The organism is Micromonospora noduli (assembly GCF_003264475.1).
In the GTDB taxonomy this organism is placed as follows: Bacteria; Actinomycetota; Actinomycetes; order Mycobacteriales; family Micromonosporaceae; genus Micromonospora; species Micromonospora noduli.
Map to the genome: position 1 here is coordinate 182,108 of NZ_PYAC01000009.1, position 25,165 is coordinate 207,272.

Genomic DNA, 25,165 nt, shown 5'->3' on the forward strand with positions numbered 1-25,165 from the left:
ATGACCACAAGTCCGATACCGGCCACCCGTACCAAGGTCCTCCTTGTCGACGATCATGACCTGATTCGCAAGGGTTTGCGGCACGCCTTCGAGCGCGACCGCCAGTTCGAGGTCGTCGGTGAGGCGGCCACGGCGGCGGAGGGGGTACGCCAGGCCGGCGCCTTGCAGCCGGACGTGGTGATCATGGATCTGCGGCTGCCCGACGGCAGCGGCCTGGAGGCCACCCGCGCACTGCGTAAGTCCAGCGCGTCGATGGGCATCGTGGTGCTGACCATGTACGCCGGCGACGACCAGCTCTTCGGCGCCCTGGAGGCCGGCGCGAGCGCCTTCGTGCCGAAGACCGCTCCGGCCGACGAGGTGGTGGCCGCCGCACGGCACGCCGCCTCCTCCCCCAGCGCGTTCACCGCGGCCGACCTGGCCGAGGCGATGAAGCGCCGGCTCGCCCCGTCCGGCCCGCAGTTGTCTCCCCGGGAGGGGCAGGTGCTGCGGCTGCTCGCCGACGGGATGAGCGTGGCGGGCATCGCCAAGCAGCTGTTCGTCAGCGAGTCCACGGCGAAGACGCACATCTCGAAGCTCTACGAGAAGCTCGGCGCGGCCAACCGGGCTCAGGCCCTGATGACCGCGCTCCGGCTGGGCCTGCTCGAGGCACCGGACGCACCGAAGTTCTGACCTGCCCCCGCTCGTCGAGCGGGACGACGCGACCGACGTCGGCGGGCAACCTTCGGCGCGCTATGGTCTGGCGTGCGTGGCGGGTGCACAATACCCGCGCGGGCGACGATGCTCGCGTCGCGGATTCGAGGGGTGAAACGCATGCAGCGGCCGGACTGGGCACCCGACACCATCGACATCGAGCGCCCGAGCGTCGCGCGGATGTACGACTACTACCTCGGCGGCTCACACAACTTCGCCGCCGACCGGGCCGCGGCGCAGGCGATGGTCGCCGCGGTGCCCGAGGCGCCGTTGATGGCCCAGGCCAACCGGGCGTTCCTGCGCCGGGCCGTGCACCACCTCGCCGACGCCGGGATCCGACAGTTCCTGGACATCGGTTCGGGCATCCCGACCGTCGGCAACGTGCACGAGATCGCCCAGCAGCTCGATCCGCAGTCGCGAGTGGTCTATGTGGACGTCGACCCGGTGGCTGTGGCGCACAGCCGCGAGATCCTCGCCGGCAACGAGCGGGCCGCGGTCGTGCAGGAGGACCTGCGTAACCCGGAGGCGATCCTGGCCCATCCGGACGTCCGCAAGCTGCTCGACCTGAGCCAACCGGTGGCCGTGATGGTGGTGGCCGTCCTGCACTTCGTCTCCGACGACGACCGGCCGGCGGAGCTGCTGCGAACGCTGCGGGACGCGTTGGCGCCCGGCAGCTACCTGGTGCTGTCACAGGCCAGCGACGACGGGCGCAGCGAGGACGAACGCGCCGAGGCGGAGCGGGTCTACCGGCGCACCGACAACCCGCTGTGGGTGCGCAGCCGTGCCGAGCTGACCGCGCTCTTCGACGGCTTCGAGCTGCTCGACCCCGGCGTGGTGTGGGTACCCGAGTGGCGACCGGACACTCCGGAGAGCGCGGAGGACGCCGAGCGCGCGGTCTTCATGGGCGGCGTCGGGCGCCTCGGTGACTGAGTCGCCCGGGGCGACCCCCTGCCCGGGGACGTTCGCCCGGGCCTGGGCGAAGGCGGTCTCCGGCACCAGCTACCTACCGATGACCCAGGCCCAGTTGGAGTCCCTGCTGGACCGGCTCACCGGGCAACTGGCCGGGGCGTTGCTCACCGAGCCGTTCGACCTGCGTGCCGGGCACCGGGTCGGCGCCGAGCTGGTCGCCGCGCACATTGCTTCCGCCGAGGGGCTGGGTCGTACCGTCGAGGTCATCCAGCTCCGCCTGGTGCGCGACCTGGGGTTGGTGGCCGAGGACGTCGAGGACCGGATGGCCCGACTGCTGGCGGCGGTGGCGACCGGCTACGCCCGCGCGCTGCGCGACCGGACGCTCGACGAGCAGGAGTCGATCCGCCGCGCCGCCATGCGGGCCCGCACCCAGGCCGAGCGGGCGCTGCGGGCCAGCGAGGCCCGGTTCCGGCATCAGGCCACCCACGACCCGCTCACCGGTCTGCCCAACCGGACGCTGTTCACCGAGCGGCTCGCCGCGGCGCTCAACGAGCCGGGCCGGGGCGCGCAGCGGGTCGGGGTGTGCTTCCTGGACCTGGACCGCTTCAAGGTGGTCAACGACACGCTGGGGCACCAGATCGGTGACCTGTTGCTGGCCACGGTGGCCGAGCGGCTGCGCAAGGCCATGGGTGAGCACCTGGTGGCCCGGCTCGGCGGCGACGAGTTCGTCATCCTGGTGGAACACACCGCCGGCACCGACGACATGGTGGCGGTGGCCGAGACCGCGCTCGCCGCGGTAGGCACACCGGCCCTGGTCGACGGGCACGAGCTGCAGATCTCGGCGAGCATCGGCATCGTCGAGCGCCAGGTGGCCGGGGCCAACCCCACGGACCTGATGCGGGCCGCCGACAGCACCCTGCACTGGGCGAAGTCCGCCGGTGGGGCGCGCTGGTCGCTCTACGACGCCGAACGCAACCAACGTGAACTGGCCCGCTACGCGCTCTCCGCGGCCATTCCGGCGGCGTTGGAGCGGGGCGAGTTCTACCTCGACTACCAGCCGCTGACCTCACTGCGCGACGGCAGCCTGGTCGGCGTGGAGGCGCTGGTCCGCTGGCGGCACCCCGAGTTGGGGGTGCTGCGCCCGGACAGCTTCATCGGGTTGGCCGAGGAGACCGGCCTGATCGTCCAGCTGGGCGGTTGGGTGTTGGCCGAGGCGTGCCGCGAGGCCGAGGCGTGGTCGGCCGGGGGTGCCGCCGCGCCCTTCGTCAGCGTCAACCTCGCGGTACGGCAGGTGCACCGGCCCGGGTTGGTGCAGGAGGTCCGTGCGCTGCTGCGGCAGACCGGCCTGCCACCGGAGCGGCTCCAACTGGAGATCACCGAGAGCACGATGATGAGCACCGCAGAGGAGCCGGTCCGCGCCCTGCGGGTCCTTGCCGACCTCGGGGTGCGCATCGCCATCGACGACTTCGGCACCGGCTACAGCAACCTGGCGTACCTGCGGGACCTGCCGGTGACCGAACTGAAGGTGGCCGGGGAGTTCGTGGCCGGCCTGCGCTCGCCGTCCGTCGGCCGCACCGACGAGCGGATCCTCGCCTCCCTGGTCTCGCTGGCGCACGCGCTGGACCTGACCGTCACCGCCGAAGGGGTGGAGACCGCCGGGCAGGCCGAGCGGCTGCGGGCGATCGGCTGCGACGCAGCCCAGGGCTGGCACTTCGGCCGCCCGGCCCCCGCCGATCGCATCCTGGCCCGCATCCGCTGAACCACCCCGCCCCAACCACCTCGGCTGATCGGACCAGGGTGTCGCGGCCAGGTCGATGAAAGGCGATATACCTCAGAGGTATTTATATGACTCAGAGGTATACCGCTCACCGAGACATCCGGCACCACGGGCAGCGCCGGCGGCAACGGGAAGGTAGACACCGTCTACGGCGGCTGATAGACAGTGTCTATGGACGCGGACGAGACGGGGCTGCGGGCTCGGTTGGTGGCCGCCGGGGTGGACCTGGTGCTGCGCGAGGGCCAGTCGGCGGTGTCGCTGCGGGAGATCGCCCGGCGTGCCGGGGTCTCGCACGGCGCACCGCGCCGCTACTTCCCCACCCACGTCGACCTGCTCTCCGCCATCGCCCGGGAGGGCTTCGCCGACCTCACCGCCCGGGTCGAGCGAACGTTGCGCGACGTGGATCCGGACCCCCGTACCCGATTGACCGCGTTGGCCCGGACGTACCTGGACTTCGCGGCGGCCCACCGCGGCATGTTCGAGCTGATGTTCCGCCACGACCTGCTGGACAGCGGCCGGCTTCGGCTGCGCGAGACGAGCCTGCCGCTGTTCGCCGTGCTCGCCGACCTGGTGGCGCAGGCGCGCCGGCCCACCGACGCGCCCGCGGCGGTGCTCGCCGGCGCGCTGTGGGCGAACCTGCACGGCATCGCCCAACTCTGGGCCTGGGGCAGCCTGCCGCTGGCCACCGGCGCCACCGACGACGATGCCCTTCTGCGCGCCACGTTAGACGCCCACCTCGGCCCGGCGCCCGCCTGAACCCGACCCCGGAGGACACGTGCCCCTGCTGTACGACGTCACCAAGCTGACCGTCGGCACCGTGCTGCGGTTTGGCTGGCAGCCCCGGGTGGAAGGGCTGGAGCACCTGCCCCGACACGGCGGCGCCATCCTCGCCGGCAACCACCTGTCCGTCGCCGACGAGTTGTTTCTCGTCACCTCGACGCCCCGACACGTCACCTTCTGGGCGAAGGTCGAGTACTTCAACGGCCGGGGTCCGGGCGGCTGGCTCAACCGACGGATCGTCGCCGGCATGGGCGCCATCCCGGTCGACCGCTCAGACGGCCGGGCCGCCCTGCGCGCCCTCGACGCCGCCGTCCCGGTGCTGCGCGCCGGCGGCCTGGTCGCCGTCTACCCGGAGGGCACCCGCTCCCCGGACGGGCGGCTCTACCGGGGCCGGGTCGGGATGACCCGGCTGGCCCGCGACGCCGGGGTGCCGATCATCCCGGTCGGCGTGCTCGGCACCGCCGAGGTGCTGCCGGTCGACGCGCGGCTGCCCCGTCGACACCCGATCACCCTGCGGTTCGGCCCGCCGATCCCGGTCGCCGAGCGGATCAACGGGCCGCGTGACATCCGAACGGTCACCGACGAGGTGATGGCGGCGATCCAGCAGCTCACCGGCCAGGAGTACGTGCCGCGCTACGCGCCCACCCGGGAGAGCTGAACGCGGGTGGCGATCAGCCGGCGAGCAGTGCCGCCATGCGTTCCGCCTGCGCCTCCCAGCGCCACTCCCGTTCCACCCACGCTCGGCCAGCCGCGCCCAGTTGCCGGGCCAGGTCCCGGTCGGCGAGCAGCCGGGCGACCCGGTCGGCGAGCTGGGCGACGTCCCGACCGCGCACGACGTAGCCGGTCTCCCCTTCCCGGACCGCGTCCGGTGCGCCTCCGGAGTCACCGGCCACCACCGGCAGGCCGGCCGCGGACGCCTCCAGGTAGACGATGCCCAGCCCTTCGACGTCGAGGCCACGGTTGCGGGTGCGGCACGGCATCGCGTAGACGTCGCCGGCCGCGTAGTGCGCCGGCAGCTCGACCGACGGCACCGTGCCGGTGAACACCACATCCCGTTCCACACCGGTCTGGCGGGCCAGCTTCTCCAGAGTCGCCCGGTACGGCCCGCCACCGACGATCAGCAGCGCCGCGTCGGGCACCCGGCGACGGATCTCCGGCAGGGCCCGGATCAGGGTGTCCTGACCCTTGCGCGGCACCAGCCGGGACACACAGACCACCACCGGCCGGTCGGTCAACCCGAGCCGGGCCCGGACCTGTTCACCGTCCACGCTCGGGTGGTAGGTGTCCACGTCGACCCCGGGCGCGAGACGGCGCAGGTCGGTCACCCCGTCCAGCACCCGGGCCAACCGGCTGCGGGTGTACTCGCCGAGATAGGTGGTCACGTCCACACCCCGACCGATGCGCCGCAGCGCCGGCCGGGCCGCCGGCACCGCCGCCCAACCGATCTCGTGGCCATGGGTCTGCGCCACGACCCGGCGGATGCCGGCGCGCCGCCGCAGGCCGGCCGCGAGCAGGCCCAACGGGGCCGCCGCGCCGAACCACACGGTGTCGCAGTCGTACGCGCGAGCCAACCGGGCCGCCCTGCGGGCGATCAACGGGGTGGGCAGCAACACCCGGGTACGTTCCCGGATCACCTCGAACGGCTGGTCGGCGTCGAACTTCGCGGCCCCGCGCCAGCTCGACGCGTAGACGACCACCGAGCCGGCCGGTTGACGGACCGCGAGGTTGTGCACGAACGACTGGATCCCACCCGGGCGGGGCGGAAAGTCATTGGTGATCAGCAGGGTGCGGCTCATCGGCCGACCTCCCGGGCGTACGCGCGGGCGGCGGCCATCCGCTCCACGGTGGACGGATGTGAGGCCGAATAGAGGTATTCCCAGCGGGGCGGGTCGGGGTCGCCGAGGTTGACCGAGCCGAGCCGGCGCTGCATCGACTCGAAGGACTCCGGGTCGTTGGTGAGGGCGAGCGCGTGCGCGTCGGCCCGCGCCTCCACCCGTCGGGACATCAGCGCCTGCACCGGAGCGGCAACCAACCCGGCCACCGTGACCAGGGCGACCAGCAGCGGGAACGCTCGCGGTTGAGCCACCGAGTCGACACCGGCGAGCCGCAGCAGTGGCCCCCACGAGCCGAGCAGGTAGAGCGCCACCACGGCGGCCGCGGCACCCAGCGCCCCGGTCAGCGTGCCGGCCGCCACGTCGGAGTCCTTCGCGTGCCCCAACTCGTGCGCCACGACGGCGGTCACCTCGGCCGGGGTCGCCTCGCGCAGCAGCGTGTCGTAGACGACCACCCGTCGGGTCGGCCCGAGACCGGAGACGTAGGCGTTGACCGCCCTGGTGCGCCGGGAGGCGTCGGCGACCAGCACGTCACGCACCGGCACCCCGTCGCGGGCGGCCATGCTCATCAGCTCGGTGCGCAACGGGCCCTGCTCCATCGGGGTGAACCGGTTGAACACCGGCTCCACCAGCACCGGCAGCACGAACGACAGCAGCACCACCAGCACCGCGGCACCGGCCGCACCGAACGCCCACCACCAGCGTGGCGCGAGCCGGATGACCGCGTAGAAGCCGAACAGCGCCACGGCGCCGATCACCGCGCTGACGGCGTACGACTTGAGCAGGTCGACCGCCCAGCCGCTCCAGCCGTTGGTGCTCAAGCCGTAGCGGGTGAGCACGCTCTGCCGCCAGGCGGCGAACGGGAGCGTCACCAGGTCGGCGACGAGCACCACCGCCAGCCCGCCGAGCACAGCCTGCGCTGCCCAGTGCCCACCGAACGGCCGGCCCACCAGCTCGACCAGGCGACTGCCCAGCGGGGTCAACCCGAGCGCGAGGGCGATCAGCAGCCCAACGGCGAGCGCGGTATAGCCGCCGGGACGCAGCGCGGCCCGGAACTCCCGCCCCTTTGCCACCTGCTCGGCCGGCAGGTCGCCCAGAGCGGCGAGCTGGTCGGCCCGGGGGGCCGGCGGGCGGTGCCACGGGATGAGCAGCGCGGCCAGCACCACCAGCGCGATGGTCAGCCCGGCCAGGGTCAGCAGCGCCCAGCCGCGCGGGGTCACCGCGTCACCGCCCGTTGTTCCCCGCTCATCGCGCTCCTCCCGCCGTGACCGCTCATCCTATGGGCCGCGAGAAGCCCGCTTCCGGGCGCGGTGTCGCACTCAGGCGACGCGGCGGGTGGCGCGACGGCGAGCTGCCTCCGGGCGTGCGGGCGCGGCCAGCACCTCCACGTCGAAGCCGGCCCGGGCGAGCACCTCGATGGCCTCGACCTCGGCGGCGACCAACCCGGCCGCCGGGGACGTCTCGTCGAACAGGGCGGTCAGCGGGCAGCCGGAACAGCCGTCGGCCCGCTTCGCGCACCCGTCGCAGTCGATGAGCATCACACCTCCTGATCGGCTCGCGGTGCCCGGACGACTCCTGTCGTCGCCGGCCGAACACCGTCGGTGACATCGACACTAACCACCGGGTACGACAGGAACCCCGTCCGACCGCCCCTTTCAGGGCTAGATCCACTCCAGATCAGCGATATCGGGGTATCCCACCCGGCCGGAACCCCCGACATCAAGGAACTCGTGTCGATCAAGCCACGGAAGGGCGTCGTTTGGCGTCGTCGTCGCGCTGACCACCAACTGGCAGCTACGCCGTCAACCTCGTCTGCCGCTGCGGTTGACCGACGAGGCGCCGCACCTGACCGGACCGAACGGGACCAGGCTCAGCATCGACTGGGTCAACATGGCCGGCGCCCGAGTCCGGGGCGGCCTGGATCCGCGGCTGGTGCTCACGCCACTCGACCCGCAGCAGACCCGGCCCCAAATGCGACCCGGACAGTGGTCGACCCCCGGACGCGGCCCCTACGAGCTGGTCGTCCGGCTCTCCTGGAGGAGGCCGGGCCCCGACGCACTGCGACGTGAGCTGGCCCGGCGACTACCGACCACCTGACTGACGGCCGCCCGACCGGCCGAGCGGCCGAGCGCCGAAGCGGCCGAGCGCCGAAGCGGCCGAGCGCCGAAGCGGCCGAGCGCCGAAGCGGCCGAGCAACCGTTGGGGCGAGGTTTCAGCCCTGCGCGTCGAGGTCACGCAGGGCGAAGCGGAGGTGCTGCCACTCCTCGCCGAAGATCACGTGAAGGCAGTGCAGGACGGACACGATGTGCTCGGGCCACCAGGCGCTCGGCCGAGACTCGGCGAGCAGCTCCGGCGTGACCGTCGCGAGGAAGTCGCGCACCATGGCCTGTCGCTCGGCCCGCACCTGGAGGACCGCCTCGAAGGTCGGCTGCTCGGTGGTGAAGACCGACATGTCGAAGCCGTCGGTCTCGTACTCGACGTGCGACTGACCGAGCGGGTGGAACGGTTGGGGCAGGCGCAGGATCGTCTTGCCCAACCACGCGTCGGCGGCGAACACGAGATGACGCAGCGTCTGCGCGAACGACCACTCCCCGTCGACCGAGACGTCGACCGCACCCTCGGGCATGGACACAGCCCGGTCGACCGCCGCCGCCCAGGCCCGTTCGATCGCCGCCCACGCCACGCGCAGGTCGTCCGGGTCCTTGGCCAGCCGGAGATCGCGCCCGGGGAACCGTCGGTTGAGCTCGGCCTCGACCAACGGCACGACATCGACGCCGTTGACCACGAGCGTGCCTTCGGCCAACCACGGCGCGTCGATGTCCAGGCCATCAACGTCGGCGCCGCGCATCACCGCACCGGCCAGTGTCGAGCGGTTGAACCGCGCACCCCGCAGGTTCTCGTCGACGAAGACCGTGACGTCGTCCTGTGCCATGGCGACTCCCATCCCTCGGCGGTCGCGGCGATGCTAGCGCCGGGGTGGGACAGGTTGAGGCACAGTGCGACGTGTGGCGCGCCGGCCGGGCTCGCCAACCCTCGCCGGGACCCGGCCCCGCCGACGTGTCGGCCCGCCGCGGTCAGGAGCGGGCGAGCCGCCGTAGCAGCGAGTCCGCGCCCAGCGGGTAGGCGCCGTGCCGGCGTACCCCGTCGGCGACCTCGCGGTCCGACGAGACCACGACCACCGGCCGGCCCGCCGGCTCGGCACGGACCAGTCGCCGGATCAGCTCGTCGGCGGTCTCACCCTTGCGGGAGAAGAGCACCCGTACGCCGCGCGGCGCGGGCGGCAGCCCGTGCATCCGCTCGGCGCCGTCGAAGACCACTGTGACCTCGTCGCCGGTCTGCGCGGCGATCCCGCCCAGCCCGGTGATCAGGCGTTTGCGCTGCTGCTCCAGGGACATCTCGCCGAAGCCACGCTTGGTGACGTTGTAGCCGTCCACCACGAGGTGCGCCCGGGGCAGGGCCAGCAACTGGTCGAGCCGGGCCGGGTCGTCGGTGTCGCGGGCGCGGGCGGCGGGCCCGGCCGGGGCGGTGCCCGGCTGCTCGGCGAACGCCTCGGCGACGAAGTCGGCGGGGAGTTTGTCCACCGGGTCGAGCGCCAGCTCCCGGCGCAGCCCGACGGCGGCCTGGCCGATGGTCTCCAGGAGCAGCCAGAGCCGGGCGTCGTCGACCGAGCGGGCCTCCTTGGCGCTGGCCCGGGCCACCCCGGCGGCGGCCTCGGCCTCGGCCAGCCGGGCCCGGGCGCGGCGGAGTTCGGCGTCCACGTCGGCGCTGGCGCGGGCGGCCCGGCCGCGCTCGGTGGCCAGCAGCTCGGTGGCCTTCCGCTCGCGGGCCTGGGTCTCCCGCAGGGTGCGGGCCACCTGTCGGGACTCCTCGCGGAGCTGACCCAGCTCCTCGCGGACGCGGGCCAGCTCGTCGCGGAGCTTCTCGGCCTCGACCCGGGCCACCGCGCGGTCGTGCTCGGCCCGGGTGGCCCGCTGCTCGGCCTCGCGGACCAACTCGGCGACGACGGCGCTGTCCGCCTCGGCGCGCACGGCCGCGCCGCTGGCGTCGATCAGTTCCCGCCAGCCACGGGGCCGGGCCAGGTAGGCCAGCGCGGCCACCTCGACCGGGTCGGCGGCGGCCGGTGCGGTGCCCTCGACCACTGCCGCGCCGAGGTCACCGGCGTCGGTCAGGACCCGCGCGGTGACCCGCTGCCGGAACAGCGGGTCGGCGGTGAGCTGGGCGGCGATGACCGGCGCGCCGAGCCGGGCGCGCCGGTTGGGGGCGAACTTGGCCACCCGGCGCAGCGGCACCGGGACCTCGTCGGTGGGGAGGGTGGGCAGCACCGCGGCGGTCAGCGTCACGATCCGCTGCCGGACCGGCTCGGGCAGGGTCGGCTCCGGCTCGACAGTGGGGCCGTCGCCCGTCGTCGTCGGGTCCGATGCGCCCGATGTGTCGTTGACTACGTTGTCGTCCGGGTTGCCCACAGCACCGTCGAGCGCGACCGGATCCTCCTGCGGGAGGTGGTCGTCGTACGGCTCGGTGAGGGGCATGTGGCAAGTCTCCCACCGCGACCGGGCCCACCGCCCGGTGAGTGAGCCGATCTCTCATCCTAGCCCCATGGTGACGGATGGGACGGCTGCGACGGGAGTGTCGGACCGGGGCGCTAGCGTGCCGCCGATGGCACAGGCGGAGTACGTCCAGGAGTCACTGGCCGGTCTCGACCCGGCGGTGGGCGGGGTGGACCCGGCGCTGCCGCTCTACGCGACGACGTTCGTGGTGGTCGACCTTGAGACCACCGGCGGCGCGCCGGACGGCGGCGGCATCACCGAGATCGGCGCGGTCAAGGTGCGCGGTGGCGAGCAGTTGGGGGTGCTGGCGACCCTGGTCAACCCGGGCCAGCCGATTCCACCGTTCATCACAGTGCTGACCGGCATCACCCAGGCCATGCTGGTGCCGGCGCCGCCGATCGAGCAGGTGCTGCCGAGCTTCCTGGAGTTCATCGACGACGCGGTGCTGGTGGCCCACAACGCCCCGTACGACGTGGGCTTCCTCAAGGCCGCCTGCGCCAAGCACGGCTACCGCTGGCCCAACCCCCGCGTCCTGGACACGGCGGCGCTCGCCCGCCGGGTGCTGACCCGCGACGAGGTGCCCAACCGCAAGCTGGGCACCCTGGCCGCCTACTTCCGCACCGCCACCCAGCCCACCCACCGGGCGTTGGACGACGCGAAGGCCACCGTCGACGTGCTGCACGGGCTGATCGGTCGGCTCGGCGGGCACCGGGTGGACACGATCGGCGACGCCATCGAGTTCGCCCGTGCGGTCACCCCGACCCAGCGCCGCAAACGGCACCTGGCCGAGGGGTTGCCCAAGGTCCCGGGGGTCTACATCTTCCGGGCTGCCGACGATCGGCCGCTCTACGTGGGCACCTCGGTCGACATCGCCACCCGGGTGCGCAGCTACTTCACCGCCGGCGAGAAGCGCGCCCGGATCTCCGAGATGCTGGGCGCGGCCGAGCGGGTCGAGGCGGTGGAGTGCGCCCACTCGTTGGAGGCGGAGGTCCGTGAGCTGCGGTTGATCGCCGCGCACGCCCCGCCGTACAACCGCCGGTCCAAATACCCGGAACGAATGGTCTGGCTCAAGCTGACCGACGGCCCGTACCCTCGGCTGTCGATCGTCCGCGACCTCTCCCCCACCGACACCGCGTACCTCGGGCCGTTCACCTCCCGGCGGGCCGCCGAGCTGGCCGCCGCCGGTTTCCACGACGCGGTGCCACTGCGCCAGTGCACGCACCGGCTCTCGCTGCGCACCGTCACGCCGGCCTGCGCGCTGGCCGAGCTGGGTCGCTGCCCGGCGCCCTGCGAACACAAGATCACCCCCGAGGAGTACGACGACAGCGCCGCCGCGCCCTTCCGTACCGCGACGGCCAGCGACCCCCAGCCGGTGGTGGACGCGCTGCTCGCGCGGATCGACGTGCTCTCCCGCGATCAGCGCTACGAGGAGGCCGCCGTGGTGCGGTCCCGGCTGGCCGCCGTGCTGCGGGCCACAGTGCGGATGCAGCGGCTGGCCGCGCTGACCGGGATCGTCGAGTTGGCCGCGGCCCGGCCGGCGGCCCGGGGCGGTTGGGAGTTGGCGCTGGTCCGGCACGGCCGACTGGCCGGCGCGGGGGTGTCCCCGCCGGGCGTGCACCCGCGTCCCACGTTGACCACGATCCGGGCCACCGCCGAGACGGTGTCGGGCGGGCACGGTCCGGTGCCGGCCGCCACCGCCGAGGAGTCCGAGCGGATCCTGTCCTGGTTGGAGCGACCGGAGACCCGACTCGTCGAGATGTCCTCCGGTTGGTCCTCTCCGGCGAGCGGCGCGGGCCGGTTCCGTGACCTGCTGGCGAAGGCCGAGGGCGGCGCGTCCCACCAACTCTCGACCGAACGCTCATGACCAACTGACCGATCGGACTACGTCGACTCGCTTAGGCTGTTAGAGAAGTGCAGTCCTGCCCGATTCGTGGGCCTGCTCCCCCGCCGGGTTCCGGCGATGCGGAGCCGGGGTGAGGAGGTGTCCCTCGTGGACGTCGACGCCGGACACGGCGCCGCCCTGGGGGGCGCCCTGCCGACACAGCCGGGTGAGCTGCCGCTCGCCCGCCGGCTGCGGTCGCTGCTCAGCTGGCCGACCACCGACTCGGACCCGGTCACCCAGCTGGTCCGCACCCACCGGGGCATCCACGCCGGCACCGACCCCGCGGTGCTGCGGCGTGCCTACACGATCGCGGAGAACATGCACCGCGGGCAGTTCCGCAAGAGCGGGGAACCGTACATCACCCATCCCCTCGCGGTGGCGCAGATCTGCGCCGAGCTGGGGATGGACACCACCACCCTGGTCGCGGCGCTGTTGCACGACACCGTGGAGGACACCCGCTACACCCTCCAGGCGCTCTCCGAGGACTTCGGCGGCGAGGTGGCCCACCTGGTCGACGGGGTGACCAAGTTCGACAAGGCGTTCTACGGCAAGGCCGCCGAGGCGGAGACGGTCCGCAAGATGATCGTCGCGGCCGCCAAGGACGTCCGGGTGCTGATCATCAAGCTGGCCGACCGGCTGCACAACATGCGGACGCTCGGGGTGCGCTCCGCGTCGTCGCGGGAACGGATCGCCCGCAAGACCCAGGAGGTGCTGGTCCCGCTCTGTGACCGGCTGGGCATCCAGACCCTCAAACGCGAGCTGGACGACGTGGTGCTGCTGCACCTTGAGCCCGACGAGCACGCCCGGCTGGCCCGGCACGTGCACGATCGGCCGGGCTGGGATTCGTACCTCGACTCGGTGGTCACCCGGGCCCGGGTGGCGTTGCGCCGCAGCCGGGTCGACGCCGAGGTGAGCCCCCGTCCCCGGCACCTCTACTCGATCTGGAAGGACACCATCGCCGGCGGCCACACCGCCCCGTACGACCTGCCCCGCATCGTGGTGGTGGTCGACGGCCCGGCCACCGACTGTTACGCCGCGCTGGGCGCGATCCACGGCACCTGGCGACCGGTGCCCGGCCGTTTCAAGGACTTCATCGCCTCACCGAAGAACAACCTCTACCGTTCGCTGCACACCAGCGTCTGCGGCCCGCAGGACCGCACCGTGGAGGTGCTGATCCGCACCGAGGAGATGCACCGCTCGGCCGAGTACGGCATCGCCGCCGACTTCCGTTTCCCCCGCTCCGGCAGCAGCACCGCCGCGGCCCGTGCCGAACAGCTGGACTGGCTGCGCCGGGTGCTCGACTGGGAGCCGGACGCCGCCGACCCGGCACAGTTCTACGAGTCGCTGCGCTGCGACCTGGCCGAGGGGCAGATCCAGGTCTTCGCCGACGGACGACAGGTAGTGCTGCCGGCCGGCGCCACGCCTGTCGACCTCGCGTACGAGCTGGGCAACGACCGGGGCGACCACTGCCTCGCCGCACGCATCAACGGTCGGCTGGCCCCGCTCAGTTCGGAGCTGGACGAGGGCGACGTGGTGGAGATCTTCACCGAGAACGACGGCGACAACGGCTTCGAGGCCGGTGTGGCGCCGCGCGGCCCCCGGCGGGAGTGGCTGACCTTCGTCAAGTCGCCGCACGCGCAGATGCAGATCAACCGGTGGTTCGCCGAGCACACCGAGCCGGGCATCACGATCAGCGACAAGGTGCGCCTCGGTCGGGCCACCATCGGGCTCGCCCTGCGCCAGCACAACCGGGGCCTCGCCAGTGACCTGCCGCTGCTCCGCCTCTCCGAGGAGTTGGGCTATCCCGACCTGGAGACCCTGTTGGTCGCGGTCTTCGACCGGGTGATCGAACCGGACACCGTGGTCCGCCAGCTCATCGACCTGGTCGACCATCGACAGTGACCCGGCGGCCCCAGCGCGTCCGAAGAACATTCGTGACCACTAGCCTGGAGTCATGATCCCCCGCTCCCGCGCCACCGGTCGGGCTCTCTTCTACCAGGCCTTCTACCGGCTGCCCCTGCCGGTGCGTCGGCGCCTGGTCCGGCTGGCCGTGCCCAAGTACATCGTCGGCGCCGTGACCCTGGTCCGGGACACCGAGGCGACGGGCGCGGGTCGGTTGCTCATGCTGCGCCAGCCGCCCGGCAAGGGTTGGTCACTCCCCGCCGGCCTGCTCAACCGGGGCGAGGCCCCGGTGGTGGGCGCGGCCCGTGAGCTGTTCGAGGAGTCCGGCGTCCGGCTCCCACCGTCCCGGCTGCGCCCGGCGGTGCCGAACGCGATCGTGCACGCCAAGGGCTGGGTGGACATGGTCTTCGAGGCCGAGGTGCCGGCGTCCAGCACCGAGCTGACCGTCGACGGCGCGGAGGTCTTCGAGGCCGCCTGGCACCCCCTGGACGACCTGCCCAAGCTGACCTGGCCGACGGCCCGGCTGCTCGCCTACTACGACATCGGGCCGCTGGCCGGGCAGTTCCCGCCACCGGTTCCCGACGACACCCCGTGACCGTCGCGGCCGGTGTGCCGGCGAACCTGTGCGCGGTGGTGCTGGCCGCCGGCGAGGGCACGCGGCTGCGCCCGCTCACCGAACGGGTGCCCAAGGCGCTCTGCCCGGTGGGCAACGTCCCGCTGCTGGATCGGGCGTTGGCGCGGCTGGCCGGCCTGGGCCTGACCGGTCCCGATCGGGTCGCGGTGAACGCCTGCTACCTCGGCGACCAGGTGGTGGCGCACGTCGGCGACCGCGCACACCTGTCAGTGGAGCCGGGCGACCCACTGGGCACCGCGGGTGGGGTCGCCAACCTGCGGGACTGGATCGACGGGCGGCCGGTGCTGGTCGGCAACGCCGACGCGTACCTCGCCGACCCGGCTGCTCCCCCCGGCCCGGACGTGGCCGCCCTGCTCGACGGCTGGGACGGGCACACCGTACGCCTGCTCGGCCAGCCCGCCGCGGAGCCGGCGGCGCCGGGCACCTTCGCCGGGCACTGCTTCACCGGCTTCTCGCTGCTGCCCTGGCGGCTGGTCCGGGACCTGCCGGTCGTCTTCTCGGACCTGGTTCGTGCCGTGTGGCGTCCGGCCGAGGCGGCGGGCGCCCTGGCGGTGGTGCCCTACCCGGGCACCTTCTTCGACACCGGCACCCCGGCCGACTACCTGGCGGCCAACCTGCACGCCGCGGCCGGCGGTGTTCTCGTCGAGGAGACCGCGACGGTGACCGGCCACTGCGTGGAGTCGATCGTCGGCGCGGGCGCGCGGGTGGACGGCGACGTGTCCCGCACCGTGGTGTGGCCGGGCGCGACCGTACGGGCCGGCGAGCGGCTGCGGAACGTGATCCGGGCCGGGAGCGACCTGACCGTGCCCTGCCGCGCCCAGGGCTGAGCCCCGACGGCTCCCGCCTCCGGTCTCGGGCCGGAACATCTAGCATGGGCGACGACGCCGACGAACGGAGAAATGCCCCGTGATCACCGCGATCGTGCTGATCGACTGCGCCACCGATGCGATCCCCGAGGTGGCGGAGAACCTGGCCAACCTTCCCGGTGTCAGCGAGGTCTACTCGGTGGCCGGGCACGTCGACCTCATCGCCATCGTCCGGGTCCGCGAGTTCGACCAGATCGCCCAGGTCATCGCGGGCAGCATCTCCAAGGTCCCGGGCGTGCTCAACACCGAGTCGCACATCGCCTTCCGGGCGTACTCCCAGCACGACCTGGAGGAGGCGTTCGCGATCGGTCTGGCCAGCGCCGACTGACCCGCTAGCCGTTTCTGGGGCCGTGCCGGCCGCACGGCGGCGCGTAGCGCGCACAGGGCGGCCGGCCCACCGCGAGGGTGGACCGGCCGTCTGCTGTGGCTACGTCAGCTCTCGCTGGGAGCCGGTACCTCGGTGCTGCCGCCGCCCGGAGCCGGCGACTCGGTGCCGGTGCCGCCCGGAGCCGGCGACTCGGTGACAGTGCCGCCCGGAGCCGGCGACTCAGTGCCGGTGCCGCCCGGGCTGGGCGTACCGCTGGCGCTGGTCTGCGGAACCGGGATGCCCAGCTTGTTGGCGAGCGCCACCAACTCGTCGTAGTGCGTCTGCAGCGTCGGCAGTGCCGTCTGCGCCAACTGGACCACCGACTGCTCGGAGCCCTGCGAGATCTCCGTCTGGGTGGCCTGGATGGCCTGGACGTGGCCGGCCAGCTCACTGGTCACCCAGAGCCGGTCGAACTCCGCACCGCTGGCGTTGTTCAGCCTGTCGATGACCGCCTGCTGATCGGCGCTGGGCTCGTTCGGCAGTTCCACCCCGAGCTGCGACGCGGTCTGCTGCACCGTCTGGTCCAGCTGGGTGTGGTCGGTCTTCAGCATCGCGCCCAGGTCCTTGACCCCCTGGTCCTGACCCTTCTGCTGAGCCAGGTCACCAGCGGTGATCTCGAACAGGTTGACCTGGTGTACCGCCTGCAGGTACTGGGTGTCCTGCGTTGACGGCTGTGCCGCGGCCTGCGCGGCCGCAGCCGGCGCGACACCGACCAGTACCAGCGCGGCCAACAGGCCGAGGCGTTTGATACCCAACATGCTTCCCCCCCTTGAGACGTTGGACCGCACGGATACCCGGCTCACCGGGGTTATTCCTGCGATCGCCCGTCGCGCGGGGTCGACCGGTCCCGTCAGGGCCGTCCGACTCCTGGTCGGATGGGTCGGGGGGTGTGGATACGACGGAGCGCCCGCCGGAATCCGGCGGGCGCCCCGTAACGGTGCGACTGGGCGGTCAGCGGCGGCTTTCGCCGCTGCCGATCTCCTCGCGCTCAGGTCGGGCCTCGACCGGCGGGTGTCCCGGCGAGACCGGTGCCTCGACCGGCTTCTCGATCGGGTAGAAGAAGCCCCGGATGGCCGGGCCGAGGGCCCCCAGCCGGTTCATCTTCTTGGGCACGACCCAGCCGACGTAGTCGAGCTGGCCGTGACCGTCCGCGTGCCCGTTGGACGCGCTGAGCGGCTGGTGCACCTCGACGAACCGGCCGTCCGGCATGCGCCGGATGATGCCGGTCTCCACGCCGTGCGCGAGCACCTCCCGGTCATGCTGCTGCAGACCCAGGCAGAGCCGGTAGGTGACGTAGTACGCCAGCGGCGGGACCACCAGCAGGCCGATGCGGCCCGCCCAGGTCATCGCGTTCAGGCTGATCTGGAACTTGTCCGCGATCACGTCGTTGGCGCCGGAGAGCGTCAACACGATGTAGAACGAGACGGCCATGGCGCCGACGGCGGTCCGGGCCGGAGCATCCCGGGGACGCTCGAGCAGGTTGTGGCTCTTGCGGTCCTTGAGGTGCCGGGCTTCCAGGAACGGGTACATCGTCGACAGGCCCACCAGGATGCCGGGCAGCACGACCGTCGGCCAGAACAGCGGCGGGATGACGTACCCGTCGCCGATCGGGATGGGGATCTCCCAGGCCGGCATGAGTCGGGTCGACCCGTCGAGGAACATGACGTACCAGTCGGGCTGGCTGGCGGCCGAGACCACCCACGCCTCGTACGGGCCGAACAGCCAGATCGGGTTGATCTGGAACAGACCGCCCATCAGCGCGATGACGCCGAAGACGACCATGAAGAAGCCGCCCTGCTTCAGCGCGTACCGCGGGAACATCCGCTCGCCGACCACGTTGTTGTTGGTCCGGCCGGGGCCGGGCCACTGGGTGTGCTTCTGCTTGAAGACCAGGCCCAGGTGGACGCTGATCAGCGCGACCAGCAGACCCGGGATGAGCAGCACGTGGGCGATGAAGAACCGGCTGATGATGATCGTGCCGGGGAACTCGCCGCCGAAGACCGACGAGGTGACCCAGGAGCCGATCACCGGGATGGACAGCATGATCGCCGAGGCGATCCGCAGGCCGGTGCCGGACAGGCCGTCGTCCGGCAGCGAGTAGCCGGTGAAGCCGGCCAGGAAGCCGACCCAGAACAGCAGCGAACCGATGATCCAGTTGGTCTCGCGCGGCTTGCGGAAGGCGCCGGTGAAGAACACCCGCAGCATGTGCACGACGATCGCGGCCATGAACAGCAGCGCCGCCCAGTGGTGCATCTGCCGCATCACCAGACCGCCGCGGACGTCGAACGAGATGTCCAGGCTGGAGGCGTACGCGGCGGACATCGGGGTGCCCTGCAACGGCGCGTAGCTGCCGTCGTAGACCACCTCGGTCATCGCCGGCTCGAAGAAGAAGGTGAGGAACACACCGGTCAGCAGCAGCACGACGAACGAGAACAGCGCGATCTCGCCGAGCAGGAAGGACCAGTGGTCCGGGAAGACCTTGTTCAGCAGCTTCCGCAGCGGGGTGGCCACCGCGAAGCGGTCGTCCACTCCCACCGCGGCCTTGCCCGGCGTCGCCGCAAGGTCAAACTTTCGACGCTTCATGGCCGCTCCCAGAAATCAGGCCCGACGGTCTCGGTGTAGTCGGACTTCGCCACGAAGAAGCCCTCGGAGTCCACCTCGATCGGCAGCTGCGGCAGCCGCCGGCTGGCGGGGCCGAAGACTGGCCGGGCGTTGTCGGTGATCAGGAACTGGGACTGGTGGCACGGGCAGAGCAGCCGGTTGGTCTGCTGCTCGTACAGGCTGGCCGGGCATCCCGCGTGCGTGCAGATCTTGGAGAACGCCGCGTAGTTGCCCCACATGTAGTCACCGTGGCCGACCTTCTCGTTGGCCCGGCGCGACTCCTGCGCGTCGGAGTCGCGGAGGTGGATCAGCAGCGTCGGCGAGTCGGCGTGCCTGTTGCTCACGCCGTGGTCGATGCCGGGGAAGACGGTCAGCTGCCCACCGCTGCTGATGTCCGCCGGGCGGATCGGCCGGCCGTCCTCGCGGACCAGACGGATCCGCTGGCCGCCCTCGGCCGCTGCGAACCCGGTGGTGAACATCTGGTTGTTCTTGTGCGGCTGCGAGATCAGGCCGCCGACCAGCGGCGCCGCGGCGACCGCGGCGACCGGCGCGAGACCGGCCAGCAGCGAGATGCCGAGCAGGGGGCGACGCTTCACACCCAGTTCGTCAGCCATGTAGAGCATGGTCTGGCCGGTGATGGTGCGGCCTTCGGAGTCCACCTGGCCCTCGTGCCGGTCCTGGATCGAGACCTCCTTGGGCAGCAACTTCTTGCCCCAGGTCAGGATGCCGAAGCCGACGGCGAGCAGCGCCACGCCGAGGGTGAAGCCGAGCAGCGGGGTGTAGAACTTGTCGCCGCCCCGGCCCGCCTCGTACTGCCACGGCCACCAGATGTAGATGGCCAGGAAGGCGGTCGCGGCCAGGCCGGTGATCAGGAAGAAGCCGGCGACCACCCGGGTCAGCCGACGCTCCGCCTTGGTGCCCGGCAGCACCTGCGGCTCGTAGTGCACGATCTCGATGTCGTCCCGACGCGCGCCCTCACGAACGATGTCGAAACGGGTCAGCTTGGGGTCGTTCACGTCGAGCGGCTCCGGGCCCTGTGAGGCCTGGTGCTCGGTGTGGGTGCTCATGCCGTCACCTCGCTACGGGTGGCGCCGAGCGGCACCACGGCACTGAATCGGATGGCCTGCTCGATCACGACTTACCCGCAATCCACAGGCTAGCGAAGACGAGCGCCACGATGCCAACCAGGAAGATCGCCAGGCCCTCGGTGGACGGGCCGTACCGCCCGAGGTTGAACCCGCCCGGGTCCTGGTCGTGCTTCAGCGTCTCCTGGATGTAGGCGATGATGTCGGCCTTCTGCTCCGGCCGGAGCTGGTTGTCGCCGAACACCGGCATGTTCTGCGGGCCGCTCAACATCGCCGCGTAGATCTGGCGGTCGGTCGCGGGGTGCAGGCTCGGGGCGAACTTGCCCGAGGAGAGCGCACCGCCGCCGCCACCGAAGGCGTGGCACTGCGAGCAGTTGATCCGGAACAGCTCACCGCCGGCGGCGATGTTGCCGTCCTCGCGGAGGTCGTCGCCCTCGGGCACGACCGGGCCGCCGCCAAGCTCCTGGATGTACTGGGCCAGCTGACGGGTCTGCTCGTCGTTGAAGACCGGGGGCTTGCGGTGCGCCTGGGCCTCCTGGCGGGCCAGCGGCATCCGCCCGGAGCTGACCTGGAACTCGACAGATGCCGCGCCGACGCCGATCAGGCTCGGCCCGCGGCCCTCGACGCCCTGGGCGTTGCGGCCGTGGCAGGTCACGCAGCTCACGTCGAACAGCGCCTTGCCCTCGGCGGCGGCGCCGGTCAGCTGCGGGTTGTCCTGCGCCTGGGCGCCCGGGGCGAAGACGGTGTACGCGCCACCGGCGAGCATCAGCGCGGCGATCAGCCGGACCGCGGCGCCCAGCCGGCGGCGGCCCCTGCTGCGCGCGGCGGGCCGCTCACGCAACCGCGCGAGCAGACCGCGTCGGCGGTCGTTGTCAGAAGTCATGAGCGGTGTCCTTAACCGGTTGGACCTGTCTCAGGGGACGGAGCAGCAGCGCGGAATGTGACGCGCAAGATCACTGGAGCCAGTAGATCATGGCGTACAGCCCGATCCACACGACGTCGACGAAGTGCCAGTAGTACGACACGACGATCGCCGACGTCGCCTGCGCCGGAGTGAACCGGCCCATGGTCGTACGGACCATGAAGATGATGAAGGCGATCAGACCACCGGTCACGTGCAGGCCGTGGAAGCCGGTGGTCAGGTAGAACACCGACCCGTACCCGTCTTCGTTGATCTTGATGCCGTCGGCGACCAGGTGCCGGTACTCGTTCAGCTGGCCGAGGACGAAGATCAGGCCCATCACGAAGGTGACGGTGAACCAGCGCCGCAGCGCGTGCACGTCACCCTTCTCCGCCGCGAAGACGCCGAGCTGGCACGTCACCGAGGACAGCACCAGGATCACCGTGAAGGTGGTCGCGTACGGGATGTTCAGCGCCTCGGTGTGCTTCTCCCACTGCTCCGGCGCAGCCGCGCGGATGGAGAAGTACATCGCGAACAGCGCCGCGAAGAACATGAGTTCGCTTGAGAGCCACACGATCGTCCCGACGCTGACCATGTTCGGTCGGGTCAGAGAGTGGATCCGGCTCTTGTCAATGGCTGGGGCCGCAGTCACGCCGTCATTATTGCCCCTGACCGGGGCCGCCGATCAGCGGGGTGGCAAACCTGCGCCTTCCGTGGCCCGAGCGTCAGGGTCCGGTTCGCCTGGCCTAGCCTGAAAAGCGTGCTGCACGTCGATCCGATCTTCGCCGCCACCTCGGCCCCGCCGCCGTTCACCGTCGGCGCGGTGCTGACCGAGACCCGGCTGGACAGCTGGCTGGCCCTCGGCCTGGTGCTCGCCGCCGGCCTGTACCTCTACGGGGTCTACCGGCTACGCCTGCGCGGCGACCGCTGGCCGATCGCCCGTACCGTGTTCTTCCTCGGCCCCGGCCTGGGCGGCATCGCGCTCGTCACGGTCAGCGGGCTGCACGCGTACGACACCGCGCTGCTGTCCGTGCACATGATCCAGCACATGGTGCTCTCCATGGTGGCGCCGATCTTCCTGGCGCTGGGCGCACCGATGACCCTGGCCCTGCGGACCCTGCCGGTCGGGCCGCGCAAGCGCCTGCTCGCGATCGTGCACAGCCGCGTCGCCCGGGTCTACAGCTTCCCGCTGGTGGCGTTCGCCATCTTCGTGGTCAACCCGTTCGTGCTGTACTTCAGTGATCTGTACCGCTACACGCTCGAACACGCCTGGGCGCACGAGCTGGTGCACGCGCACTTCATCATGACCGGCTGCGTGTTCTTCTGGCCGCTGCTCGGCCTCGACCCGCTGCCCGGCCGCTGGCCGTACCCGGCGCGTGCGCTGCTGATGCTGCTCTCCGTGCCGTTCCACACAGTGCTCGGCCTCACCATCATGCAGAGCAGCACGCTCTTCGGCGGCGACTGGTACCCGTCGCTGAACCTCGGTTGGGTCGACCCCTGGGAGGACCAGGTGGTGGCCGGCGGCATCCTGTGGGCCGGTGGCGAGTTCGTCAGTGTGACCATGCTCGCGGTACTGGTGGTGCAGTGGGTCAAGCAGTCCGAGCGGGAGGCCCGCCGGGTGGACCGCGAGCTGGACCGCCAGGAGGCCCGCGAACGCGCAGCCGACGCCGCGCCCGCCTGAGCTGCCCGGACGGTACGTGCCGACGCGCGACGCCGGGCGGGATGTCGGCTACGTCACGCCGACCGGTACGATCTGCGGGCAGCTACGAGGTGGGAGTTCCGGCATGACCGATCGTCTTTGCACCGTGTTGCTCTACAGCGACGACCCGCAGGTCCGTGATCGGATGCGGATGGCTGTTGGCACCCGGCCAGCTCCCGGTCTGCAGATCGAGTTCGTCGAGGCGTCGACCTATGCCGAGACCATCCGGCTGGTCGACGACTACGAGATCGACCTGCTGCTGCTCGACGGTGAGGCGAGCCCGGGCGGCGGCATCGGCATCGCCCGGCAGGTCAAGGACGACCGGGACGACGCTCCCCCGACCTGCCTGGTGATCGCCCGCGCCGCCGACCGATGGCTCGCCGCGTACGCCGAGGTCGACGCGACGCTGGTGCACCCGCTCGACCCTGTGACCACCGGCGGCACGGTGGCCGAGCTGCTGCGGACGCACGCACCCGCCTGACGTCCCACGCTCCTCCGGCACCCCCACGGCGCCGGATCTCCTCGGCGCCGGTTCCAGCCCACCCGCACTTCGCATGCTCGGGAGGCCCGCCATGGGCGATCGGACCTGGCCGCACCTGCTCAACGCGCTGCTGCGCGGTGACGAACTCTCCACCGCCGACACCGCCTGGGCGATGGACGAGATCATGACCGGCTCGGCGAGCGCGGCGCAGATCGCCGCCTTCGCCGTGGCGCTGCGGGCCAAGGGCGAGACCCCTGCGGAGCTGGCCGGCCTGGTGGAGGCGATGCTCGGTCGCGCGGTCCCGGTGGAGCTGCCCGAGGAGCTGCGCCGGACCGCCCTCGACGTGGTCGGCACCGGCGGTGACCTCGCCCACACGGTGAACATCTCCACTATGACGGCGCTGGTGGTCGCCGGCACGGGCGTCCGTGTCGTGAAGCACGGCAACCGGGCCGCCTCCTCCCTGTGCGGCACCGCCGACCTGCTGGAGTTCCTCGGCATCCCGCTGGATCTCGGCCCGGAGCAGGTTGCCCGCTGTGTCGAGGAGGCCGGCATCGGGTTCTGCTTCGCGGCCCGCTTCCACCCCGGGATGCGGCACGCCGGCCCGGTCCGCCGCGAGGTGGGCGTGCCCACCTTCTTCAACTTCCTCGGCCCGCTGACCAACCCGGCCCGCCCCCGGGCCGGCGCGGTCGGCTGCTTCGACCTGCGGATGGCCCCGGTGATGGCCAGCGTGTTCGCGGCCCGTGGCGACTCGGCGATCGTGATGCGCGGCGAGGACGGGCTGGACGAGTTCACCACCGCCGCGCCGACCCGGATCTGGGCGGCCCAGGGCGGCACCGTACGCGAGGCTGTGCTGGACGCGACGGACCTGGGGGTACCCCGGTCCACCCTCGCCGACCTGCGCGGCGGTGACGCCGCGTACAACGCGGGCGTGGCCCGTCGCCTGCTGGCCGGCGAGACGGGCCCGGTGCGGGACGCGGTGCTGGTCAACGCGGCGGCGGCGCTGGCCACCCAGGGCCCGCTGGACGGCGACCTGACCGAGGCTCTCCGCGCCGGCCTGGCCCGTGCGGCCGACTCGATCGACTCCGGCGCGGCCGCCGCGACCCTGGACCGTTGGATCGAGACCGCCACCGCCTGACCTCACCACCACCCGGCCCGTCGGCGGGCGGCGTCCCACGGCCTGTTGGTGCCGTCGGACCCTCGGCACCGCCGGACCCGTCGGGCGGCGGCGTCTCGGCCGGTGATCGACTCGGGTTCCGTGAATCCGCGGTGTCCGGGCAGCCCGGATGCCCCGACGTCAATGGTGTCGAGTGGATCGCGCGCGGATGCCGACCGTCAGGCGATGGTGCGCGGAGATTTGTCGGACCCGTCTGGGAAACTACAGCTGAGTAGTTCTCTGCTGCCGTCGGTGCGTCACTGTCGCATCCGGGGGCGGTCCGCCTGGTATCCGAGAGGAGACGCCCGTGTCGCACCGCGAGCTCTACTGCGACGTCTGCGAGGGCGTGGCGCTGTTCGAGGCTCCGCCCTGCGTCGACGGCCACGGCACCGACTGTCCAGAGCTGATCTGCACCGACTGCGGCGCCGCCGTGGTGGTCAGCGCGTTCGCCTTCCCGGTCACCCGGCTGGCCGCCCGCCGCCGTCAGCCCGCCCGACGTCGCGCCGCCTGACCACAGCACCGCCCGACCGCCCGCGGACAGGGTGGAACATGACCGAAGGCCCGCTCCCCACTGGGGGAACGGGCCTTCGTCGTGCCGGGTCGGTCGCGACGGCGACCGGGTGGGTCAGTGCTCGGCGGTACGCCGGGTGCCGCTGTAGTACTCGAACAGGAGCCCACAGGCGGAGAAGACGACGGCCAGCAGGCCGGCACCGATCAGCCAGTACTGCCAGAACACCAGGCCGAGCGCGGCGATCGCGGCGGCCAGCGCCAGACCGAACGGCCAGTAGCTGCCCGGGCTGAAGAAGCCGACCTCACCGGCGCCGTCGGCGATCTCGGCGTCCGGGCGGTCCTCCGGGCGCAGGTCGATGCGGCGGGAGACGAACCAGAAGAAGCCACCGCACATCGAGCAGAGCAGGAACGACAGCAGCAGGGCAACGGTGCCGACCCACTCGATGCCGCCCGACTCACCGTTCGTCCAGGCGCCGTAGAGGATGGTGGCGCCGAGGAGGAACCCGGCGATGATCAGGAAGATACGCCACTCGGTCTTCATATGGCTGC

25 protein-coding genes are annotated in these 25,165 nt (G+C 72.0%); 14 read left to right on the top strand and 11 right to left on the bottom strand.

The window, feature by feature from the left end; genetic code table 11:
* The 5 genes from MED15_RS13350 (at position 1) to MED15_RS13370 (ending at position 4,814) form a co-directional block, all read left to right on the top strand.
* Positions 1-669, top strand: coding sequence for a response regulator transcription factor (locus MED15_RS13350; RefSeq protein WP_030337723.1), 669 nt, complete (start codon positions 1-3; stop codon positions 667-669).
* A 141-nt stretch (positions 670-810) separates the two neighbouring features.
* Positions 811-1,620: an SAM-dependent methyltransferase gene (locus MED15_RS13355; protein WP_112582796.1), complete on the top strand. Its 810-nt coding sequence runs from the start codon at positions 811-813 to the stop codon at positions 1,618-1,620.
* Between the two features lie 79 nt (positions 1,621-1,699).
* Positions 1,700-3,358, top strand: a complete 1,659-nt coding sequence (locus tag MED15_RS13360; RefSeq protein WP_225855314.1) for a putative bifunctional diguanylate cyclase/phosphodiesterase — start codon at positions 1,700-1,702, stop codon at positions 3,356-3,358.
* A 189-nt stretch (positions 3,359-3,547) separates the two neighbouring features.
* Positions 3,548-4,132, top strand: a complete 585-nt coding sequence (locus MED15_RS13365; RefSeq protein WP_112582798.1) for a TetR/AcrR family transcriptional regulator — start codon at positions 3,548-3,550, stop codon at positions 4,130-4,132.
* A 19-nt stretch (positions 4,133-4,151) separates the two neighbouring features.
* Complete coding sequence (locus MED15_RS13370) at positions 4,152-4,814, top strand: lysophospholipid acyltransferase family protein (protein ID WP_091407544.1); 663 nt, start codon at positions 4,152-4,154, stop codon at positions 4,812-4,814.
* 13 nt (positions 4,815-4,827) lie between these two features.
* Here the strand turns inward: MED15_RS13370 and MED15_RS13375 are convergent, their stop codons facing one another.
* The 5 genes from MED15_RS13375 to MED15_RS13400 all read right to left on the bottom strand — a co-directional run bounded on the left by MED15_RS13375 (position 4,828) and on the right by MED15_RS13400 (position 10,517).
* The gene (locus tag MED15_RS13375; protein ID WP_112601748.1) at positions 4,828-5,952 is read right to left on the bottom strand and encodes a glycosyltransferase family 4 protein; all 1,125 of its coding nucleotides are present in this window, start codon (positions 5,950-5,952) and stop codon (positions 4,828-4,830) included.
* Complete coding sequence (locus MED15_RS13380) at positions 5,949-7,208, bottom strand: M48 family metalloprotease (RefSeq protein ID WP_112582833.1); 1,260 nt, start codon at positions 7,206-7,208, stop codon at positions 5,949-5,951. Before MED15_RS13380 ends, MED15_RS13375 begins: the two co-directional genes overlap by 4 nt.
* 99 nt (positions 7,209-7,307) lie before the next feature.
* Positions 7,308-7,526, bottom strand: a complete 219-nt coding sequence (locus tag MED15_RS13385) for a hypothetical protein (RefSeq protein WP_091407537.1) — start codon at positions 7,524-7,526, stop codon at positions 7,308-7,310.
* Between the two features lie 674 nt (positions 7,527-8,200).
* Positions 8,201-8,920 (bottom strand): DinB family protein, encoded by a 720-nt coding sequence (locus tag MED15_RS13395; protein WP_208646646.1) that lies wholly within the window; start codon positions 8,918-8,920, stop codon positions 8,201-8,203.
* 142 nt (positions 8,921-9,062) lie between these two features.
* Positions 9,063-10,517 (bottom strand): NYN domain-containing protein, encoded by a 1,455-nt coding sequence (locus MED15_RS13400; protein WP_112582802.1) that lies wholly within the window; start codon positions 10,515-10,517, stop codon positions 9,063-9,065.
* A gap of 127 nt (positions 10,518-10,644) precedes the next feature.
* Here MED15_RS13400 and MED15_RS13405 point away from each other — a divergent pair, with 127 nt between their 5' ends.
* From MED15_RS13405 to MED15_RS13425, 5 genes are all read left to right on the top strand, one after another.
* On the top strand, positions 10,645-12,399 hold the full coding sequence (locus tag MED15_RS13405) for a DEDD exonuclease domain-containing protein (RefSeq protein ID WP_112582803.1): 1,755 nt from the start codon (positions 10,645-10,647) through the stop codon (positions 12,397-12,399).
* A 126-nt stretch (positions 12,400-12,525) separates the two neighbouring features.
* Entirely contained in the window at positions 12,526-14,319 is a 1,794-nt protein-coding gene (locus MED15_RS13410; protein WP_112582834.1) for a RelA/SpoT family protein, read from the top strand.
* Between the two features lie 52 nt (positions 14,320-14,371).
* Positions 14,372-14,914 carry an NUDIX hydrolase gene (locus MED15_RS13415; protein WP_112582804.1) on the top strand — a complete coding sequence of 181 codons (543 nt, stop codon included), beginning with the start codon at positions 14,372-14,374 and terminating at the stop codon, positions 14,912-14,914.
* Positions 14,911-15,780 carry a nucleotidyltransferase family protein gene (locus MED15_RS13420; protein ID WP_112735761.1) on the top strand — a complete coding sequence of 290 codons (870 nt, stop codon included), beginning with the start codon at positions 14,911-14,913 and terminating at the stop codon, positions 15,778-15,780. Before MED15_RS13415 ends, MED15_RS13420 begins: the two co-directional genes overlap by 4 nt.
* Positions 15,781-15,859: 79 nt before the next feature.
* On the top strand, positions 15,860-16,147 hold the full coding sequence (locus tag MED15_RS13425) for an Lrp/AsnC family transcriptional regulator (RefSeq protein ID WP_074313163.1): 288 nt from the start codon (positions 15,860-15,862) through the stop codon (positions 16,145-16,147).
* 104 nt (positions 16,148-16,251) lie between these two features.
* On the opposite strand, the gene MED15_RS13430 is transcribed toward MED15_RS13425, so the two are convergent.
* The 5 genes from MED15_RS13430 to ctaE form a co-directional block, all read right to left on the bottom strand.
* Positions 16,252-16,944: a DUF4142 domain-containing protein gene (locus MED15_RS13430; protein ID WP_112601744.1), complete on the bottom strand. Its 693-nt coding sequence runs from the start codon at positions 16,942-16,944 to the stop codon at positions 16,252-16,254.
* 193 nt (positions 16,945-17,137) lie between these two features.
* Positions 17,138-18,769, bottom strand: coding sequence for a cytochrome bc1 complex cytochrome b subunit (gene qcrB / locus MED15_RS13435; RefSeq protein ID WP_112582807.1), 1,632 nt, complete (start codon positions 18,767-18,769; stop codon positions 17,138-17,140).
* On the bottom strand, positions 18,766-19,854 hold the full coding sequence (gene qcrA, locus MED15_RS13440) for a cytochrome bc1 complex Rieske iron-sulfur subunit (protein WP_112582808.1): 1,089 nt from the start codon (positions 19,852-19,854) through the stop codon (positions 18,766-18,768). The genes qcrB and qcrA overlap by 4 nt, the downstream gene beginning before the upstream one ends.
* Before the next feature lie 64 nt (positions 19,855-19,918).
* A complete protein-coding gene (qcrC, locus tag MED15_RS13445; RefSeq protein ID WP_112582809.1) occupies positions 19,919-20,755 on the bottom strand; it encodes a cytochrome bc1 complex diheme cytochrome c subunit in 837 nt (278 codons plus the stop codon).
* Between the two features lie 70 nt (positions 20,756-20,825).
* The gene (gene ctaE / locus MED15_RS13450) at positions 20,826-21,425 is read right to left on the bottom strand and encodes an aa3-type cytochrome oxidase subunit III (protein ID WP_112582810.1); all 600 of its coding nucleotides are present in this window, start codon (positions 21,423-21,425) and stop codon (positions 20,826-20,828) included.
* A gap of 108 nt (positions 21,426-21,533) precedes the next feature.
* Between ctaE and MED15_RS13455 the strand changes: the two genes are divergently transcribed.
* The 4 genes from MED15_RS13455 to MED15_RS13470 all read left to right on the top strand — a co-directional run bounded on the left by MED15_RS13455 (position 21,534) and on the right by MED15_RS13470 (position 24,617).
* Positions 21,534-22,454, top strand: coding sequence for a cytochrome c oxidase assembly protein (locus tag MED15_RS13455; protein WP_373861036.1), 921 nt, complete (start codon positions 21,534-21,536; stop codon positions 22,452-22,454).
* A gap of 103 nt (positions 22,455-22,557) precedes the next feature.
* The gene (locus MED15_RS13460; protein ID WP_091407513.1) at positions 22,558-22,953 is read left to right on the top strand and encodes a helix-turn-helix domain-containing protein; all 396 of its coding nucleotides are present in this window, start codon (positions 22,558-22,560) and stop codon (positions 22,951-22,953) included.
* A 91-nt stretch (positions 22,954-23,044) separates the two neighbouring features.
* Positions 23,045-24,088: an anthranilate phosphoribosyltransferase gene (trpD, locus tag MED15_RS13465; protein WP_112582811.1), complete on the top strand. Its 1,044-nt coding sequence runs from the start codon at positions 23,045-23,047 to the stop codon at positions 24,086-24,088.
* Between the two features lie 325 nt (positions 24,089-24,413).
* A complete protein-coding gene (locus MED15_RS13470) occupies positions 24,414-24,617 on the top strand; it encodes a hypothetical protein (protein WP_112582812.1) in 204 nt (67 codons plus the stop codon).
* Positions 24,618-24,731: 114 nt separating this feature from the next.
* Here MED15_RS13470 and MED15_RS13475 read toward each other — a convergent pair whose 3' ends face one another.
* Complete coding sequence (locus MED15_RS13475; RefSeq protein ID WP_112582813.1) at positions 24,732-25,157, bottom strand: cytochrome c oxidase subunit 4; 426 nt, start codon at positions 25,155-25,157, stop codon at positions 24,732-24,734.
* Positions 25,158-25,165 lie beyond the last annotated feature (8 nt).

What these genes read in the sequence shown, in the direction of transcription:
- qcrA (WP_112582808.1), bottom strand. Translation starts at nt 19,854, where the DNA reads ATGAGCACCCACACCGAGCACCAGGCCTCACAGGGCCCGGAGCCGCTC.
- qcrC (WP_112582809.1), bottom strand. Translation starts at nt 20,755, where the DNA reads ATGACTTCTGACAACGACCGCCGACGCGGTCTGCTCGCGCGGTTGCGT.
- MED15_RS13460 (WP_091407513.1), top strand. Translation starts at nt 22,558, where the DNA reads ATGACCGATCGTCTTTGCACCGTGTTGCTCTACAGCGACGACCCGCAG.
- MED15_RS13415 (WP_112582804.1), top strand. Translation starts at nt 14,372, where the DNA reads ATGATCCCCCGCTCCCGCGCCACCGGTCGGGCTCTCTTCTACCAGGCC.
- MED15_RS13385 (WP_091407537.1), bottom strand. Translation starts at nt 7,526, where the DNA reads ATGCTCATCGACTGCGACGGGTGCGCGAAGCGGGCCGACGGCTGTTCC.
- qcrB (WP_112582807.1), bottom strand. Translation starts at nt 18,769, where the DNA reads ATGAAGCGTCGAAAGTTTGACCTTGCGGCGACGCCGGGCAAGGCCGCG.
- MED15_RS13400 (WP_112582802.1), bottom strand. Translation starts at nt 10,517, where the DNA reads ATGCCCCTCACCGAGCCGTACGACGACCACCTCCCGCAGGAGGATCCG.
- MED15_RS13430 (WP_112601744.1), bottom strand. Translation starts at nt 16,944, where the DNA reads ATGTTGGGTATCAAACGCCTCGGCCTGTTGGCCGCGCTGGTACTGGTC.
- trpD (WP_112582811.1), top strand. Translation starts at nt 23,045, where the DNA reads ATGGGCGATCGGACCTGGCCGCACCTGCTCAACGCGCTGCTGCGCGGT.
- MED15_RS13375 (WP_112601748.1), bottom strand. Translation starts at nt 5,952, where the DNA reads ATGAGCCGCACCCTGCTGATCACCAATGACTTTCCGCCCCGCCCGGGT.
- MED15_RS13350 (WP_030337723.1), top strand. Translation starts at nt 1, where the DNA reads ATGACCACAAGTCCGATACCGGCCACCCGTACCAAGGTCCTCCTTGTC.
- MED15_RS13360 (WP_225855314.1), top strand. Translation starts at nt 1,700, where the DNA reads ATGACCCAGGCCCAGTTGGAGTCCCTGCTGGACCGGCTCACCGGGCAA.
- MED15_RS13405 (WP_112582803.1), top strand. Translation starts at nt 10,645, where the DNA reads ATGGCACAGGCGGAGTACGTCCAGGAGTCACTGGCCGGTCTCGACCCG.
- MED15_RS13355 (WP_112582796.1), top strand. Translation starts at nt 811, where the DNA reads ATGCAGCGGCCGGACTGGGCACCCGACACCATCGACATCGAGCGCCCG.
- MED15_RS13395 (WP_208646646.1), bottom strand. Translation starts at nt 8,920, where the DNA reads ATGGCACAGGACGACGTCACGGTCTTCGTCGACGAGAACCTGCGGGGT.
- MED15_RS13365 (WP_112582798.1), top strand. Translation starts at nt 3,548, where the DNA reads ATGGACGCGGACGAGACGGGGCTGCGGGCTCGGTTGGTGGCCGCCGGG.
- MED15_RS13475 (WP_112582813.1), bottom strand. Translation starts at nt 25,157, where the DNA reads ATGAAGACCGAGTGGCGTATCTTCCTGATCATCGCCGGGTTCCTCCTC.